This window comes from Mycobacterium sp. AMU20-3851 (genome assembly GCF_043974665.1).
Classification (GTDB): Bacteria; Actinomycetota; Actinomycetes; order Mycobacteriales; family Mycobacteriaceae; genus Mycobacterium.
Window position 1 is genome coordinate 5109913 of sequence record NZ_CP146371.1, and the last position, 13351, is coordinate 5123263.

Below are 13351 nucleotides of genomic sequence, written 5' to 3' on the forward strand. Positions count from 1 at the left end.
CCAGCGTACCTAGAGCTCACAGCCGATCAGCACCGGTTCCGGTGTGAGTTCGATCCCGAACCGGTCGCGCACGCCGTCACGAACGGTCCTGGCCAGGGCCAGGACGTCGGCGGTACCGGCCGTGCCGCGGTTGGTGAGGGCCAGCGCATGTTTGGTGGACAGGCCGGCGGACGCGTCGGGTCCCGGATATCCCTTGCCGAAACCGGCCTGCTCGACCAGCCAGCCGGCGGCCAGCTTGACGCCGTCCGGGGCCGGGTAGTGCGGCACCCGCCCCGTTTCCTGCTCGCGCAGCCGCTCGAACACCTCGGGTGCCACCACGGGGTTGGTGAAGAAGGAGCCCACGCTCCAGGTGTCGTGATCGCGGGCGTCGAGCACCATGCCCTTGGCTCCGCGCAGGGCCAGCACCGCCGCCCGCACCCGGGCCGGGTCCGCGGTGTCCCCGGGCTGCGCATCGAGCGCGGCGGCCAGTTCGCCGTAGCGCAGCGGCGCGCTGCGGCCGGCCGGGTCCAGCGTGAATTCGACCTCCAGCACGATCACCGAGGACTGGTACTTGAGCACGCTGTGCCGGTAACCGAAACCCAGTTGGTCGGGCCGGACCCACTCGTCGGTGCCGGTGGCGCGGTCGAGCAGCCGGACCGCGGTGATGGTGTCGGCCACCTCGGCCCCGTAGGCGCCGACGTTCTGGATCGGGGTGGCCCCGGCCGACCCGGGGATGCCGGACAGACATTCCAGCCCGCCCAGGCCGTGCGCCAACGAGGTGGCCACCACGTCGTCCCAGACCGCGCCGGCCTCGGCGCGCAGTACGGCGCCGTCGACGGAGATGCCGGTGTTGGCCACCGCGATGACGGTCAATCCGGTCAGGTCGTCGGCCAGCACCACGTTGGAGCCGCCGGCCAGCACCACCACGTCATCGCAGACGGGCAGCGCCGAGGCCGCGGCGGCGAGTTCGGCGGTGGTGGCGCAGGTGATCAACCGCTCCGCCACGGGGCCGATACGCAGGGTCGTCAGCTCGGCCAGCGGCGCGTTCTCGGTCACCGCCGCGCCAGCGAAATTCGGTCCGGCCACGGACGCTAACGGTAGCGTGGCCGCCATGCCGCGCTCCTATGACATGGCAGCCGAATACCCGTGCAGCGTCGCCGAGGTCTACGGCGCGTTCGCCGAGAAGGCCTACTGGCTGGAGCGCCTGGAGAAGTCCGGCTGCGATGCGGTGTCCCTGGACAAGTTGACCGTCCGCGCGGACGGCGGCCTGGATATCGGCACCACCCAGACGGTCCGCTTCAACCGGTTGCCCGGTTTCGTCAGCGCGCTGCACGCCGGTGACCTGACCCTGGTCCGCGAGGAGATCTGGACCCCGGTGCGGGACAACCGCGTCGGCGCCACCATCTCGGGCGCGGTGCCCGGCGCCCCGGTGAAGGTGACCGGGACCGCCGAGCTGACCAGCACCCCGGCCGGCGCCCGGGCCGATGTGCGGGCCACCGTCACGGTGCGGATCCCGCTGGTGGGCGGCAAGGTCGAGGAGTTCATCGGCGGCCAGCTTGCCGAGATGGTCCGGTTGGAAGAAGAGTTCACCTCCGCATGGATCAGCGCCCGGGCCTGAGGCCGGTAGGACTGCCCACCCGGGGCACCACCGGTTACAACCGGCTGCGTCGAAGCGATCGCTGGCTGGTGCACTCCGCGCGGGTGCGGGCGGCCCTGCTGGGCGCCGCGGATCCGCTGGTCGTAGATCTCGGTTACGGCGCGCTGCCGGTCACCACCCTGGAACTGGCGGCGCGGCTGCAGACCGTGCGGCCAGACGTTCGGGTGGTCGGCCTGGAGATCCACCCGGAGCGGGTCGCCCTCGCGCAGCGCTCGGCCGTCGCGGGGGTCGAGTTCGCGCTCGGCGGCTTCGAACTCGCCGGCCTGCGCCCCGTGCTGGTCCGGGCCTTCAACGTGTTGCGGCAGTACCCGGTCACCGATGTGGACACCGCCTGGGCCCAGTTGCGCACCCGGCTGTCCCCCGGCGGGCTGCTCGTCGACGGCACCTGTGACGAACTGGGCCGGCTGTGCTGCTGGGTGCTGCTCAACGCCGACGGTCCGGTGAGCCTGACCCTGGCCTGCGATCCGTTCGCCATCGAGCGGCCCTCGGATCTGGCCGAGCGACTGCCGAAGGTGCTGATCCACCACAATGTCGCGGGTCAGCCGGTCCACACCCTGCTGCAGGCCGCGGACCGCGCCTGGGCGACCGCCGCCGGGCACGGCGTGTTCGGGCCGCGGGTGCGCTGGCGGGCGATGCTGGAGCAACTGCGTGCGGAGGGCTTTCCCGTCGATCCGCCGCGCCGCCGGTTGCGGGACGGGGTGCTCACGGTGCCGTGGGCCGCGGTGTCCCCGACGGGCCCGTTCGACGGGCCCTAGGCTGGGCGGTATGCGGATTGCCCTGGCCCAGATCCGGTCCGGCACCGACCCCGCGGCGAACCTGGATCTCGTCGAGACGTTCAGCCGCCGGGCCGCCGATGCCGGCGCCGCGCTCGTCCTGTTCCCGGAGGCCACCATGTGCCGGTTCGGGGTCCCGCTGGCTCCGGTCGCCGAGCCGCTGGACGGCCGCTGGGCCGACGGGGTCCGTGCCGCCGCGCAGCGCTCCGGTGTGACGGTGGTGGCGGGCATGTTCCGCCCGTCGGGCGACGGGCGGGTCACCAACACCCTGATCGCGACCGGCCCGGACGTGGACGCGCACTACGACAAGATCCACCTCTACGACGCGTTCGGGTTCGCCGAGTCCAAGACGGTCGCGCCGGGCAGCGAGCCGACGGTGATCGAGGTCCAGGGTGAGCGAAGCGACGGGAAACAACCCGAGCGGGTCAAGGTCGGGCTGACGCTCTGCTACGACGTCCGGTTCCCGGAGTTGTACCTCGACCTGGCCGACCGGGGTGCCCAGCTCATCACCGTGCATGCGTCCTGGGGCACCGGTCCGGGAAAGCTCGACCAGTGGACGTTGCTGGCCCGGGCGCGCGCCATCGACACCACCGGCATCGTCGCCGCCGTCGATCAGGCCTACCCCGGTGACGAGGTCGCCGCGCTGGGTCCCACCGGTGTGGGCGGCAGTCTGGTCGCCTCGGCAACCGGCGAGGTCATCGCGGCTGCCGGCGCCGAGGAGCAGCTGGTGGTGACCGATCTGGACCTGGCCGCCGCGGCGAAGGCCCGCGAGACGATCGCGGTGCTCGGTAACCGCACTCGGTTCGCTAAGGCACAATCGAGTCCGTGACCGATCCCTGGGCCCGCCCCACCGAACAGGTGCCGCCGCCCCCGCCCGTGCCACAGCCCGCCCAGCCCGAGCAGCCACCGCACCCGCAGACTGAACCGCAGGCGCAGCAGGAGGGCCACTCCGAGCCCCAGCCGCAACCGGAGCAGCAGGGCAAGCTCAAGAGGCTGTTCCGCGACCCGCTGTCGATCGTGCTGGTGGTCGTCATCGTGGTGGCACTGGCCGTCGCCGGGGTCGTCGCCTCCGAGCTGATCGCACGTCAGATCGCCGACCGCACCGTCACCCGGATCACCTCCTGTGTGGTCCAGGACGACGTGGACGTGTCTTTCGGGCCGCGCCCGTTCCTGCTGCAGCACTTCGGCAAGAACTACAACAACATCACGGTGACCACCGCCGGGAACCGGGTCCGCGAGGCCCAGGGCATGAAGGCCGAGATCGTCATCAACGATGTCCGGCTGACCGGCAACCAGAACTCGCCGGGCACCATCGGTGCGCTCGACGCCTCGATCGGCTGGACGGCCGACGGCATCAAGCGGACCATCCAGGAGCAGATCCCGCTGGTGGGCGGCTTCGTCAGCAATGTGACCACCAACCCGAGTTCGGGCACCATCGAGCTGGAGGCGACGCTGGGCAGCATCGTCGTCAAGCCGGAGGTCGTCAACGATCAGCTGGCGCTGAGCGTGCAGAGCCTGACCGGGCTGGGCTTCATGCTGCCCCGGGAGACGGTCCAGCCCGCCCTGGACGCGTTCATCAAGCAGATCACCGAGAACATTCCGCTGGGCATCCACGCCGACAGCGTGGACGTCACCGACAAGGGCGTGACGGCGAAATACTCGACGCGCAACGCGACGATGCCGCCCGGGCGCAGCGGCTCCGGCGGCGATCCCTGCTTCGCCGGCCTGCCCTGACCGCTCCGGTCAGGACAGTCCGCCCAGCACGGCCCGGGGGTAACCGATCAGAACGGTTCCTCGGTGCCGCCCGGGTTGCAGCCGGCGGCCACCAGTTCGGCGTCGGTGACCACGGGCCGCCACGGCTCCAGATTCCAGCTGGTCTTGCCGGGTTCGACGAACTCGGCGAACTGCCAGTGACAGTTGAATTGTGCTTGCATGCCCGGGATATCGGCCTCGGGGGAAAGCGCGAGCACTTCGGCCCAGGCCTGGTTCTGCTGCGGTTGGGTGCCCGGGATCGCGGCCTCGGCACGGCCGGCGGCAGTCGGGTACACGCGCAGGCTCTTCAGATCGCCCCAGGCCGCCCATTCGGTGCGGTCGATGTAGCGGGCGTCGGCGTGTGCAACGGGCGCCGCTGCGGCGCACGCGGCGGCCGCAGCGAGTGCGGCGATCAGGAGGCGCATCTGCTCAGCGCGATTTTCCCTGGATCTCCAGGATCTTGGGCCGCACATCGACGAGGTAGATACCCGTCGCGCAGGCGCAGATGGCGGCGCCGAACGCGTCCTGCAGCAGCAGGGCGAGCAGCACTCCGCCGCCGAGGATCAACAGCCACACCGGCTTGGTGAGCTTGCCGGTGGCAGTGTAGGCGTCGGGCCGCTGCATCGCGGCGTGCACGAACGAGTACACGCCGGCCAGCACCACGACTCCGACCAGCACAAGAAGAATGGCACCCGCCAGGTTTGCAAGCATCACGCCTGCAAGCCTATGCGGGTGCCGTTCGAGTTGGCGAATGAAGCCGGCGAACCTACTTCTGGGTGACCTTCTTGGCCGGAGCCTTCTTGGCCGGAGTGGCCTTCTTGGCGGCCGGGGTGGCGGCCTTCTTGGCCGGGGCCTTCTTGGCCGGGGCGGGCTTCTCGTCCTTCTTGGGCAGCTCCACGCCGACCAGCTTGGCGGCACGCTCGCCGACCGCGCGGGTCTGGCTGGCCACGGAGCCGAGCGCATCCTGGGTCAGCTCGACGGCCTGGTCGGTGACCTCTTCGACCCGGGCGCTGGCGCTCTCCAGCGCGGGCTGGTTGCGCAGCCGCTCAAGGGCGGCCTCGCCGCGCTCGACCAGCTTGTTGTACTGGCTCTGCGCCTCGTCGGCGTACTTCTCGGCGACCTTGCGCAGCTCCTCGGAGGTCAGCTTGTCGCGCAGCTCGTCGAACTGGGCGGGCAGGTCCTCCTGCAGCTTGGTCAGCCGGGCACGGCCTTCCTCGACACGCGACTCGGCGTCGGTGCGGGCGTCGCCGGCGCGGTCACGCAGGGTCTCGACGATCTCGTTGACCTTGGCCAGGGCCAGATCGGCAGCACCGACGGCCGCCAACAACGGAGCCTTGAGGTCTTCGACGGTCGGCTGGGTCTTCTCGCTCATGGTGATTCCTTTCAGAGAGTGTGCGGTTGGGTATCCGGTTCTGCTACTTCGACTTCTGCGCTCGCCTCGGCCGCCGCTTCCACTTCGGCTTCGGCCTCGTTCTGTTGACAGAACGAGGTGTAGATGTCGAGCAGCACCTGTTTCTGCCGTTCGGTGATCGCGGTATCGGTGACGATCGCGTCGCGCACCTTGCTGGCGTCGCTGGGTTCGAGGATCCCAGCCTGTACGTAGAGCACCTCGGCGGAGACACGCAGCGCCTTGGCGATCTGGTTGAGCACATCGGCCGATGGCTTTCGCAGCCCACGCTCGATCTGGCTCAGGTAGGGATTGCTCACCCCCGCCTTCTCGGCCAGCTGGCGCACCGATACCTGCGCCGCCTCACGCTGGGCCCTGATGTAACTGCCGATGTCCTGTGCTGCGTTGCTCACCACAGCTGCAAGATTTTCGTCCTGCGTCATGATGAACCCTCGATCCGTCGGTTTTTGGCTGACGAATCCACCGTGACACATCAGTGCTAACTATTGCAAGCACTCTGCTAGCACTTCTCAGAAAAGCAGTTGCGCCACCGTGTAGATGACCAAACCGGCCAAGGCACCCACCACCGTGCCGTTGATCCGGATGAACTGCAGGTCACGGCCGACATGCAGTTCGATCCGGCGGCTCGCCTCGTCGGCGTCCCAACGCTCGATGGTCTCGGTGATGATCGCTGTGATCTCCGTCCCATACTGGGTGACCAGGTGCTGAGCGGCCCGCACGATCCAGTTGTCGACCTTGTCGCGCATCTCCGGGTCGTCGCACAGCGACTCACCGATGCGCACCACGGTGCCGGCCACCCGGGTGCGCAGGGTCGAGGACGGGTCGTCGACGGATTCGAGCACGATGCGCTTGGCCGCGGCCCAGGCCGTCTCGGCCGCCCGCGCCACCTCGTCGCGGGCCATGATCTGTTCCTTGACGTTCTCGGCGCGCGCGATGGTGGCGTCATCGTGCTGCAGGTCGTCGGCGAACTCGAAGAGGAACTTCGTCGCCGAACGACGCAATTCGTGGTTCGGGTCGCGGCGCACCTTGTCGGTGAAGTCCATCAACTCGCGGTGGATCCGGTCGCCCACCAGGTGATCCACCCAGCGCGGTGACCAGGTGGGCGAATCCCGCTCGATCACCCGCTCGATCACCTCGCCGGCGTTCAGCGACCACTGGAACGCCCGGTCGGCCAGCAGCTGGATCAGCGCCTCCTGGCGCCCCTCCTGGAGCAGGCTGGAGAGCACCCGGCCGATCGGCGGGCCCCACTGCGGTTCGGCGATGCGCTTGACGATCATCCGGTCCAGCACCTGCTGGACGTCCTCATCGCGCAGCATCTCGATGAGCACCCGCAGCACCGTGGACACCTCGGCGGCCACCCGCTCGGCGTGCCGCTGATCGGCCAGCCACTTACCGATCCGACCCGCGACCTCGGCGTCGCGCAGCTTGGTCTCGATCACCTCGGCCGACATGAAGTTCTCCCGCACGAAGGCCCCGAGCCCCTCGCCGAGCTGATCCTTCTTGCGTTTGATGATCGCGGTGTGTGGGATCGGGATGCCCAGCGGATGCTTGAACAGCGCGGTCACCGCGAACCAGTCGGCGAGCGCACCGACCATGCCGGCCTCCGCGGCGGCCCGGACATACCCCACCCACGGGCCCGCATCACCGCGCGACTGCAGCCAGGTGCAGACCAGGAAGATGACCGTCGCCCCGAGCAGGAAGCCCAGTGCGACGACCTTCATCTGCCGTAGCGCGCGCTGCCGTTCCCGATCGGCCTCAGAATCCGCACCGGCCAACGACTCCGCAAAACTCGTGTGAACCACTCCCCCATCATCCGCTACGGCGCCAGTGGGCCATCCACCGTAGTATCAAGGCGACCTAGTGAATGGAATTATCACGACTGTGGCACAGCAGAGCGCGACAGCGGTGAAGACCGACGGCCGCAAACGACGCTGGCACCAGCACAAAGTCGAACGACGAAACGAGCTGGTGGACGGCACGCTGGAGGCTATCCGGCAGCGAGGCGCCAATGTAAGCATGGATGAGATCGCGGCAGAGATCGGCGTCTCCAAGACCGTTCTGTACCGCTATTTCGTCGACAAGAACGACCTGACGACCGCGGTGATGATGCGGTTCGCACAGGTGACCCTGATCCCGAACATGGCCGCCGCGCTGTCGTCGAACCTGGACGGTTACGCGCTGGTGCGCGAGATCATCCGGGTCTACGTCGAGACCGTCGCCTCAGAACCGGAGCCCTACCGGTTCGTGATGTCCAACAACAGCTCAAGCCGGACCAAAGCCATCAACGACTCCGAGACGATCATCGCCCGGATGCTCGCGGTGATGCTGCGCCGCCGGATGCAGGCCGTCGGGATGGACACCTCCGGCGTGGAGCCCTGGGCGTTCATGATCGTCGGCGGCGTACAGCTGGCCACGCACTCCTGGATGTCGAATCCCCGGATGAGCACCGACGAGCTGATCGATTACCTGACGATGTTGTCGTGGAGCTCGCTGTGCGGCATCGTCGAGGTCGGCGGGTCGCTGGAGAAGTTCAACTCCCAGAACCATCCGTCCCCCGTCCTGCCTCCGCACCTGCTTGACTAGCGGCGTGAGCCAGGACAAGACCTCCGAACTGCCCGATCTGTGGAGCCATGAACCCGGCACCCATCTGAAGTTCCGCGCCGGGGACAAGGTCGCCGAGATCGACGCCGAGGCCACGCCCGGGTTCACCGGTTCGAAGTCCGACGCGCCCGCGCTGATGGCCGAACGCAACGAACGCTTCGCCGGCCTGCAGGAGATGTTGTATGCCAACAGCCGCAGCGGCGACCACCGCTCGGTGCTGCTGGTGCTGCAGGGCATGGACACCGCGGGCAAGGGCGGGATCGTCAAACACGTTGTCGGAGCGAGCAACCCGCAGGGCATCCAGTACAAGAGCTTCGGCAAGCCCACCCCCGAGGAGCTGTCTCACCACTACCTGTGGCGGATCAACAAGGCGCTTCCCGCGGCCGGGCACATCGGGGTCTTCGACCGCTCGCACTACGAGGACGTGTTGATCGTGCGGGTGCACAATCTGGTGCCACCGGAGGTGTGGGGTGCGCGTTACGACGAGATCAACGCTTTCGAAGAGGAACTCGTCGACGCCGGGACGACGATCGTCAAGGTGGCGATGTTCGTCTCGTTGGACGAACAGAAGAAGCGGTTGGCCGAACGCCTGGATCGCCCGGACAAGTACTGGAAGTACAACCCGGGCGACATCGACGAGCGGCTGAAGTGGCCGCTCTACCAGGAGGCCTATCAGGCCATGCTGGACAAGACCTCGACCGAGCATGCGCCGTGGTACGTCGTGCCGTGTAACCGCAAGTGGTACAGCCGACTCGCGGTGCTGGAGTTGATGATCGAGGCGCTCAAGAGCCTGGACCTGCAGTGGCCGCCGGCCGATTTCGACGTCGACGCGGAGAAGAAACGGCTGGCCCAGGCCTGACTGTCCGCGGCGGCTACTTGACCAGGGTGAACTGGCCGATGTTGGTGATGCCGCGACGGAAGAAGTCCGCGCAACCGGTCAGGTACTTCATGAACCGGTCGTAGACCTCCTGGCCCTGCAACGCGATGGCCTCGTCCTTCTTGGCTTCCAGATTCGCCGCCCACATGTCCAGCGTGCGGGCATAGTGCGGCTGCAGCAGATGCGTGCGCTGCAGGGTGAAGCCCGAATCGTCGGCCAGCTTCTCGATGTCCTCGACCGCGGGCAGCTGTCCGCCGGGGAAGATCTCCTCGCCGATGAACTTCATGAACTTGAGGTCGCTGATCGTCAGCTTGATGTTGTTCTCGCGGAAGAACTCCTGGGTATGGGCCAGGATGGTGTGCAGCAGCATGGTGCCGCCCTCGGGCAGGATGCTGTACGCGCGCTCGAAGAACACCGGGTAGCGCTCGGCCTTGAACGCCTCGAACGCGCCGATCGACACGATCCGGTCGACGGGCTCGTTGAACTCTTCCCAGCCCTGCAGACGGATGTCGATGGTCCGGTTGGTCTCCAGCTTCGCCAGCCGGTCCCGGGCGTAGTCGGACTGTGCCTTGCTCAGCGTGATGCCGATGACGTTGACGTCGAATTGGGTGATCGCCCGTTCCAGCGCGCCGCCCCAGCCGCAACCGATATCGAGCAACGTCATGCCGGGCTCCAGGCCCAGTTTGCCGAGTGCCAGGTCGAACTTGGCGTTCTGCGACTCCTCGAGGTTCATGTCCTCGCGCTCGTAGTAACCACAGGTGTAACCCATGGTCGGCCCGAGGAACAGGGCATAGAACTCATTCGAGATGTCGTAGATCGACTGGGACTCCTCGTAGTACGGCTCCAGCTCGGTCTCAACTTTTGACATGCGAAATTAACCCTCTGTGTCCCTCGAATTTTGTGGCGGTCGGTTACCCACTTTTTAAGTTATCCACACCGCAACGCGGAAACTCTACCCCATGTTAATCTGGCTAACTTTCTGCCGATTTCAGTAGGTGTAGAACCCCTGGCCCGACTTCTTGCCGAGCTGACCGGCCTCGACCATGCGTAGCAGCAGTGGCGGCGGCCCGTACAGCGGCTCCTTGAACTCCTCGTACATCTTGTCCGCAATAAGCTTCAGGGTGTCAAGTCCGACGAGATCTGACAACCGCAACGGGCCCATCGGATGTGACAATCCGGCCACAACCGCCTTGTCCACATCCTCGACAGTGGCGAAGCCGGACTCCACCATGCGCACCGCCGAGAGCAGATACGGCACCAACAGTGCGTTCACCACGAACCCGGACCGGTCCCCGCAGCGCACGACCTGCTTGCCCAGCACGTTCGCCGCGAACTCCTCGGTGCGTGTCACCGCGGCCTCGGAGGTGACCAGGGTGGAGATCAGCTCCACCAGCGGCAGCACCGGCACCGGGTTGAAGAAGTGCAGACCCAGCACCCGCTGCGGGTTCTGGGTGGCCGCCGCGATCCGCATGATCGGAATGCTGGAGGTGTTCGAGGCCAGCACGGCGTCCGGGTCGGAGATGACGCGGTCGAGTTCGGCGAAGACCTTCGCCTTGACGGTGTCGTCCTCGACGATCGCCTCGATGGTCAGCTGACGGTCGGCCATGTCGGCCAGACTGGTGGTGTACGCCAACCGTGCCAGCGTCGCGTCCCGGTCGGCCTTGCTGAGTTTGCCCTTGGAGGCGGCCCGGTCCAACGACGCGGTGATGCGCTTGCTGCCGGCCGTGACCAGGTCGTCGGTGGGTTCGAACACGAGGACCTGCGCCCCGGCCTTCGCGCACACTTCGGCGATACCGCCGCCCATCTGACCGGCGCCGATGACGCCGACTCGTTCGATGCTCACAGATTCTCCTCGGTGTTCGGACACGCGAAAGGCCCCGCCCGCAGGACACGGACGGGGCCTGACGCTACCAACCCTCTGTTGTGCAGAGCGTCATCGGTTTAGTGGAACTGGCCCTCTTCGGTCGAACCGGCCAGCGCGGTGGTCGACGACGTCGGGTCCACGGTGGTGGCGATCTTGTCGAAGTAGCCGGCGCCGACCTCGCGCTGGTGCTTGGTCGCGGTGTAGCCGCGCTCCTCGGCGGCGAACTCGCGCTCCTGCAGCTCGACGTAGGCGCTCATCTGGTTGCGGGCGTAGCCGTGGGCCAGATCGAACATCGAGTAGTTCAGCGCGTGGAAGCCGGCCAGGGTGATGAACTGGAACTTGAAGCCCATGGCGCCCAGCTCGTTCTGGAACTTGGCGATGGTCGCGTCGTCGAGGTGCTGCTTCCAGTTGAACGACGGCGAGCAGTTGTAGGCCAGCATCTGGTCCGGGAAATCGGCCTTGACCGCCTCGGCGAACTTCTTGGCCAGCTCCAGGTCCGGGGTACCGGTCTCCATCCAGATCAGATCGGAGTACGGGGCGTAGGCCTTGGCGCGGGCGATGCAGGGCTCGACACCGTTGGTGACGTGGTAGAAGCCTTCCTTGGTCCGCTCACCGGTGATGAACGGCTGATCGCGCTCGTCGATGTCGGAGGTGATCAGGGTGGCGGCCTCGGCATCGGTACGGGCGATGACCAGGGTCGGCACGTCGGCGACGTCGGCCGCCAGGCGAGCCGAGGTCAGCGTGCGGATGTGCTGCTGGGTGGGGATCAGCACCTTGCCACCGAGGTGGCCGCACTTCTTCTCCGAAGCGAGCTGGTCTTCCCAGTGCGAACCGGCGACACCGGCGGCGATCATGGCCTTCTGCAGTTCGTACACGTTGAGCGCGCCACCGAAACCGGCCTCACCGTCGGCGACGATCGGGGCCAGCCAGTTCTCCACCGAGGTGTCACCCTCGACCTTGGCGATCTGGTCGGCGCGCAGCAGCGCGTTGTTGATGCGGCGGATGACCTGCGGCACCGAGTTGGCCGGGTACAGGCTCTGGTCCGGGTAGGTGTGGCCGCTCAGGTTGGCGTCACCGGCGACCTGCCAGCCGGACAGGTAGATCGCCTTGAGGCCCGCGCGCACCTGCTGCACGGCCTGATTGCCGGTCAGCGCGCCCAGCGAGTTGACGTAGTCCATGTTGTGGAGCTGCTCCCACAGCACCTCGGCGCCGCGGCGGGCCAGGGTGTTCTCCTCGACGACCGAGCCCTGCAGGGCAACGACGTCCTTGGGGGTGTAGGTGCGGGTGATGCCCTTCCAGCGCGGGTTGTGGTCCCAGTCGTGCTGGATCTGCTCCGGGCTCTTCGGCGTGCCAACGGTGGACATGGCGGCTCCTTCATCAACTTTGTTAACACTGCTGCGGCTTCGCTGTCGTGTTAACCCGAGGATGCCTCATGCCATATGCGCAGGTCCACCCGTTTCACGTGCAAATTTCGGCCAACCAATTCCAAAGAATTGCAAATCTTGCAAAGAAGCTCTGACGCTTGACCGGTTCAGAAACTACTCACGGGTAGGGGTTTGCGCTGGTCAGTACGCGCGTACTGTTAAAACCGTCCGGTCACCGGCCGAAGACCGATGCGACCGCTTTGACCTCGTCGCCGACCACGTATGTGAGCGTTCTAACAGTCCGGTCGGCCAGGTCGGCACCGAACTTCTCGGTCGAGCCGGCCGGGTAGGTGTGCAACAGGATCTCCAGATCGTCACCGAGCGCCACGGCAGAGTCGTGCTCGATGGTCACCCGCAACGGCTCCTTCAACAGATCCGGGGCAGACTCCAGGTAATCCTCGACCACGCTCCAGTAGACCGAGTTGTTCATGTGGTCGAACAGGTCGATGTCGGTGACCCGGAGCGGGAACTTACGGACCTGCTCGGCGTCCGCGCGGTCACCCGCCTTCAGGTACGCCTTCCAGCGCAACCGGTTGATGTCGGTGGTGCGTTGCAGGCCGGCCAGGAAGTCCTCGGAGATGCGCGACGGGCCCTGGGTCTCCTTGCTGAAGTTGATCCAGAAGGCCTCAGATTCCATCAGCCCGCCCTTGCGACCGTCGATGCGCACCCGCATCTCGCACCACCGGTTCGACGTGCCCGAACACCAGCGGCGGAGCCGCAGGAAGTCCCGGCCCTCGATGGGCTTCACCAGATCGATCATGGTGCGCCGGACGATCCATGCCGGGTGCACGTCCTCATAGCCCATTTCGCGCAGCTGGTCCTGGCCGATGTCCTGGATGTGCCGGGCGGCGCCGTCGAATCGCAACCTGCCGTTGCGGTCGATATCGGCCATCCGCAGCGGCCACTCGACGTCGAACACGTCGGGATGCGGATCCGGCACCGGCATCATGGTTTTCGCCAGGCCGGATACCGCCTTCGCCGTGGGTTCGCTCACGCTCGTCCTCCCAGTAAGTCAA

The 13351-nt window shown here is 66.9% G+C and carries 16 protein-coding genes; 6 read left to right on the forward strand and 10 right to left on the reverse strand.

Going from position 1 to position 13351, the window contains the following annotated elements:
- Nucleotides 1–9: 9 nt before the first annotated feature.
- On the reverse strand, nucleotides 10–1065 hold the full coding sequence (locus tag V4U86_RS24425; RefSeq protein WP_395308434.1) for a UDP-N-acetylmuramate dehydrogenase: 1056 nt from the start codon (nucleotides 1063–1065) through the stop codon (nucleotides 10–12).
- A 25-nt stretch (nucleotides 1066–1090) separates the two neighbouring features.
- On the opposite strand from V4U86_RS24425, the gene V4U86_RS24430 reads away from it, so the two are divergent.
- Genes V4U86_RS24430 through V4U86_RS24445 form a run of 4 tightly spaced genes read left to right on the forward strand, consistent with a single transcriptional unit; the run spans nucleotide 1091 to nucleotide 4143 of the window.
- Nucleotides 1091–1597, forward strand: coding sequence for a DUF2505 domain-containing protein (locus V4U86_RS24430; RefSeq protein ID WP_395308435.1), 507 nt, complete (start codon nucleotides 1091–1093; stop codon nucleotides 1595–1597).
- Nucleotides 1576–2391 (forward strand): class I SAM-dependent methyltransferase, encoded by an 816-nt coding sequence (locus V4U86_RS24435; RefSeq protein WP_395308436.1) that lies wholly within the window; start codon nucleotides 1576–1578, stop codon nucleotides 2389–2391. The genes V4U86_RS24430 and V4U86_RS24435 overlap by 22 nt, the downstream gene beginning before the upstream one ends.
- Before the next feature lie 10 nt (nucleotides 2392–2401).
- Nucleotides 2402–3238, forward strand: a complete 837-nt coding sequence (locus tag V4U86_RS24440) for a carbon-nitrogen hydrolase family protein (RefSeq protein ID WP_395308437.1) — start codon at nucleotides 2402–2404, stop codon at nucleotides 3236–3238.
- Entirely contained in the window at nucleotides 3235–4143 is a 909-nt protein-coding gene (locus V4U86_RS24445) for an LmeA family phospholipid-binding protein (RefSeq protein WP_395308438.1), read from the forward strand. Before V4U86_RS24440 ends, V4U86_RS24445 begins: the two co-directional genes overlap by 4 nt.
- A 47-nt stretch (nucleotides 4144–4190) precedes the next feature.
- Here V4U86_RS24445 and V4U86_RS24450 read toward each other — a convergent pair whose 3' ends face one another.
- The 5 genes from V4U86_RS24450 to V4U86_RS24470 form a co-directional block, all read right to left on the reverse strand.
- Nucleotides 4191–4586, reverse strand: coding sequence for a DUF2599 domain-containing protein (locus tag V4U86_RS24450; RefSeq protein ID WP_395308439.1), 396 nt, complete (start codon nucleotides 4584–4586; stop codon nucleotides 4191–4193).
- A 4-nt stretch (nucleotides 4587–4590) separates the two neighbouring features.
- Nucleotides 4591–4872 (reverse strand): DUF2516 family protein, encoded by a 282-nt coding sequence (locus V4U86_RS24455; protein WP_395312199.1) that lies wholly within the window; start codon nucleotides 4870–4872, stop codon nucleotides 4591–4593.
- A gap of 55 nt (nucleotides 4873–4927) precedes the next feature.
- Nucleotides 4928–5533 carry a heparin-binding hemagglutinin gene (locus V4U86_RS24460; protein ID WP_395308440.1) on the reverse strand — a complete coding sequence of 202 codons (606 nt, stop codon included), beginning with the start codon at nucleotides 5531–5533 and terminating at the stop codon, nucleotides 4928–4930.
- An 11-nt stretch (nucleotides 5534–5544) separates the two neighbouring features.
- Entirely contained in the window at nucleotides 5545–5991 is a 447-nt protein-coding gene (locus V4U86_RS24465) for a helix-turn-helix domain-containing protein (RefSeq protein ID WP_395308441.1), read from the reverse strand.
- An 87-nt stretch (nucleotides 5992–6078) separates the two neighbouring features.
- Entirely contained in the window at nucleotides 6079–7371 is a 1293-nt protein-coding gene (locus V4U86_RS24470; RefSeq protein ID WP_395308442.1) for a DUF445 domain-containing protein, read from the reverse strand.
- A 79-nt stretch (nucleotides 7372–7450) separates the two neighbouring features.
- On the opposite strand from V4U86_RS24470, the gene V4U86_RS24475 reads away from it, so the two are divergent.
- Both V4U86_RS24475 and V4U86_RS24480 read left to right on the forward strand, forming a co-directional pair.
- Entirely contained in the window at nucleotides 7451–8152 is a 702-nt protein-coding gene (locus V4U86_RS24475; RefSeq protein WP_395308443.1) for a TetR/AcrR family transcriptional regulator, read from the forward strand.
- 4 nt (nucleotides 8153–8156) lie between these two features.
- A complete protein-coding gene (locus tag V4U86_RS24480; RefSeq protein ID WP_395308444.1) occupies nucleotides 8157–9029 on the forward strand; it encodes a polyphosphate kinase 2 family protein in 873 nt (290 codons plus the stop codon).
- Between the two features lie 13 nt (nucleotides 9030–9042).
- Here the strand turns inward: V4U86_RS24480 and V4U86_RS24485 are convergent, their stop codons facing one another.
- From V4U86_RS24485 to V4U86_RS24500, 4 genes are all read right to left on the reverse strand, one after another.
- On the reverse strand, nucleotides 9043–9915 hold the full coding sequence (locus V4U86_RS24485; RefSeq protein WP_395308445.1) for a cyclopropane mycolic acid synthase family methyltransferase: 873 nt from the start codon (nucleotides 9913–9915) through the stop codon (nucleotides 9043–9045).
- Nucleotides 9916–10035: 120 nt separating this feature from the next.
- The gene (locus tag V4U86_RS24490) at nucleotides 10036–10851 is read right to left on the reverse strand and encodes a 3-hydroxybutyryl-CoA dehydrogenase (RefSeq protein ID WP_395312200.1); all 816 of its coding nucleotides are present in this window, start codon (nucleotides 10849–10851) and stop codon (nucleotides 10036–10038) included.
- A 137-nt stretch (nucleotides 10852–10988) separates the two neighbouring features.
- Entirely contained in the window at nucleotides 10989–12275 is a 1287-nt protein-coding gene (aceA, locus tag V4U86_RS24495) for an isocitrate lyase (RefSeq protein WP_395308446.1), read from the reverse strand.
- A gap of 232 nt (nucleotides 12276–12507) precedes the next feature.
- Nucleotides 12508–13284, reverse strand: coding sequence for an acyl-ACP thioesterase domain-containing protein (locus V4U86_RS24500; RefSeq protein ID WP_395312201.1), 777 nt, complete (start codon nucleotides 13282–13284; stop codon nucleotides 12508–12510).
- Nucleotides 13285–13351 lie beyond the last annotated feature (67 nt).

What these genes read in the sequence shown, in the direction of transcription:
- V4U86_RS24430 (WP_395308435.1), top strand. Translation starts at nt 1,091, where the DNA reads ATGCCGCGCTCCTATGACATGGCAGCCGAATACCCGTGCAGCGTCGCC.
- V4U86_RS24435 (WP_395308436.1), top strand. Translation starts at nt 1,576, where the DNA reads ATGGATCAGCGCCCGGGCCTGAGGCCGGTAGGACTGCCCACCCGGGGC.
- V4U86_RS24440 (WP_395308437.1), top strand. Translation starts at nt 2,402, where the DNA reads ATGCGGATTGCCCTGGCCCAGATCCGGTCCGGCACCGACCCCGCGGCG.
- V4U86_RS24450 (WP_395308439.1), bottom strand. Translation starts at nt 4,586, where the DNA reads ATGCGCCTCCTGATCGCCGCACTCGCTGCGGCCGCCGCGTGCGCCGCA.
- V4U86_RS24455 (WP_395312199.1), bottom strand. Translation starts at nt 4,872, where the DNA reads ATGCTTGCAAACCTGGCGGGTGCCATTCTTCTTGTGCTGGTCGGAGTC.
- V4U86_RS24460 (WP_395308440.1), bottom strand. Translation starts at nt 5,533, where the DNA reads ATGAGCGAGAAGACCCAGCCGACCGTCGAAGACCTCAAGGCTCCGTTG.
- V4U86_RS24465 (WP_395308441.1), bottom strand. Translation starts at nt 5,991, where the DNA reads ATGACGCAGGACGAAAATCTTGCAGCTGTGGTGAGCAACGCAGCACAG.
- V4U86_RS24485 (WP_395308445.1), bottom strand. Translation starts at nt 9,915, where the DNA reads ATGTCAAAAGTTGAGACCGAGCTGGAGCCGTACTACGAGGAGTCCCAG.
- V4U86_RS24490 (WP_395312200.1), bottom strand. Translation starts at nt 10,851, where the DNA reads ATGGGCGGCGGTATCGCCGAAGTGTGCGCGAAGGCCGGGGCGCAGGTC.
- aceA (WP_395308446.1), bottom strand. Translation starts at nt 12,275, where the DNA reads ATGTCCACCGTTGGCACGCCGAAGAGCCCGGAGCAGATCCAGCACGAC.
- V4U86_RS24500 (WP_395312201.1), bottom strand. Translation starts at nt 13,284, where the DNA reads ATGATGCCGGTGCCGGATCCGCATCCCGACGTGTTCGACGTCGAGTGG.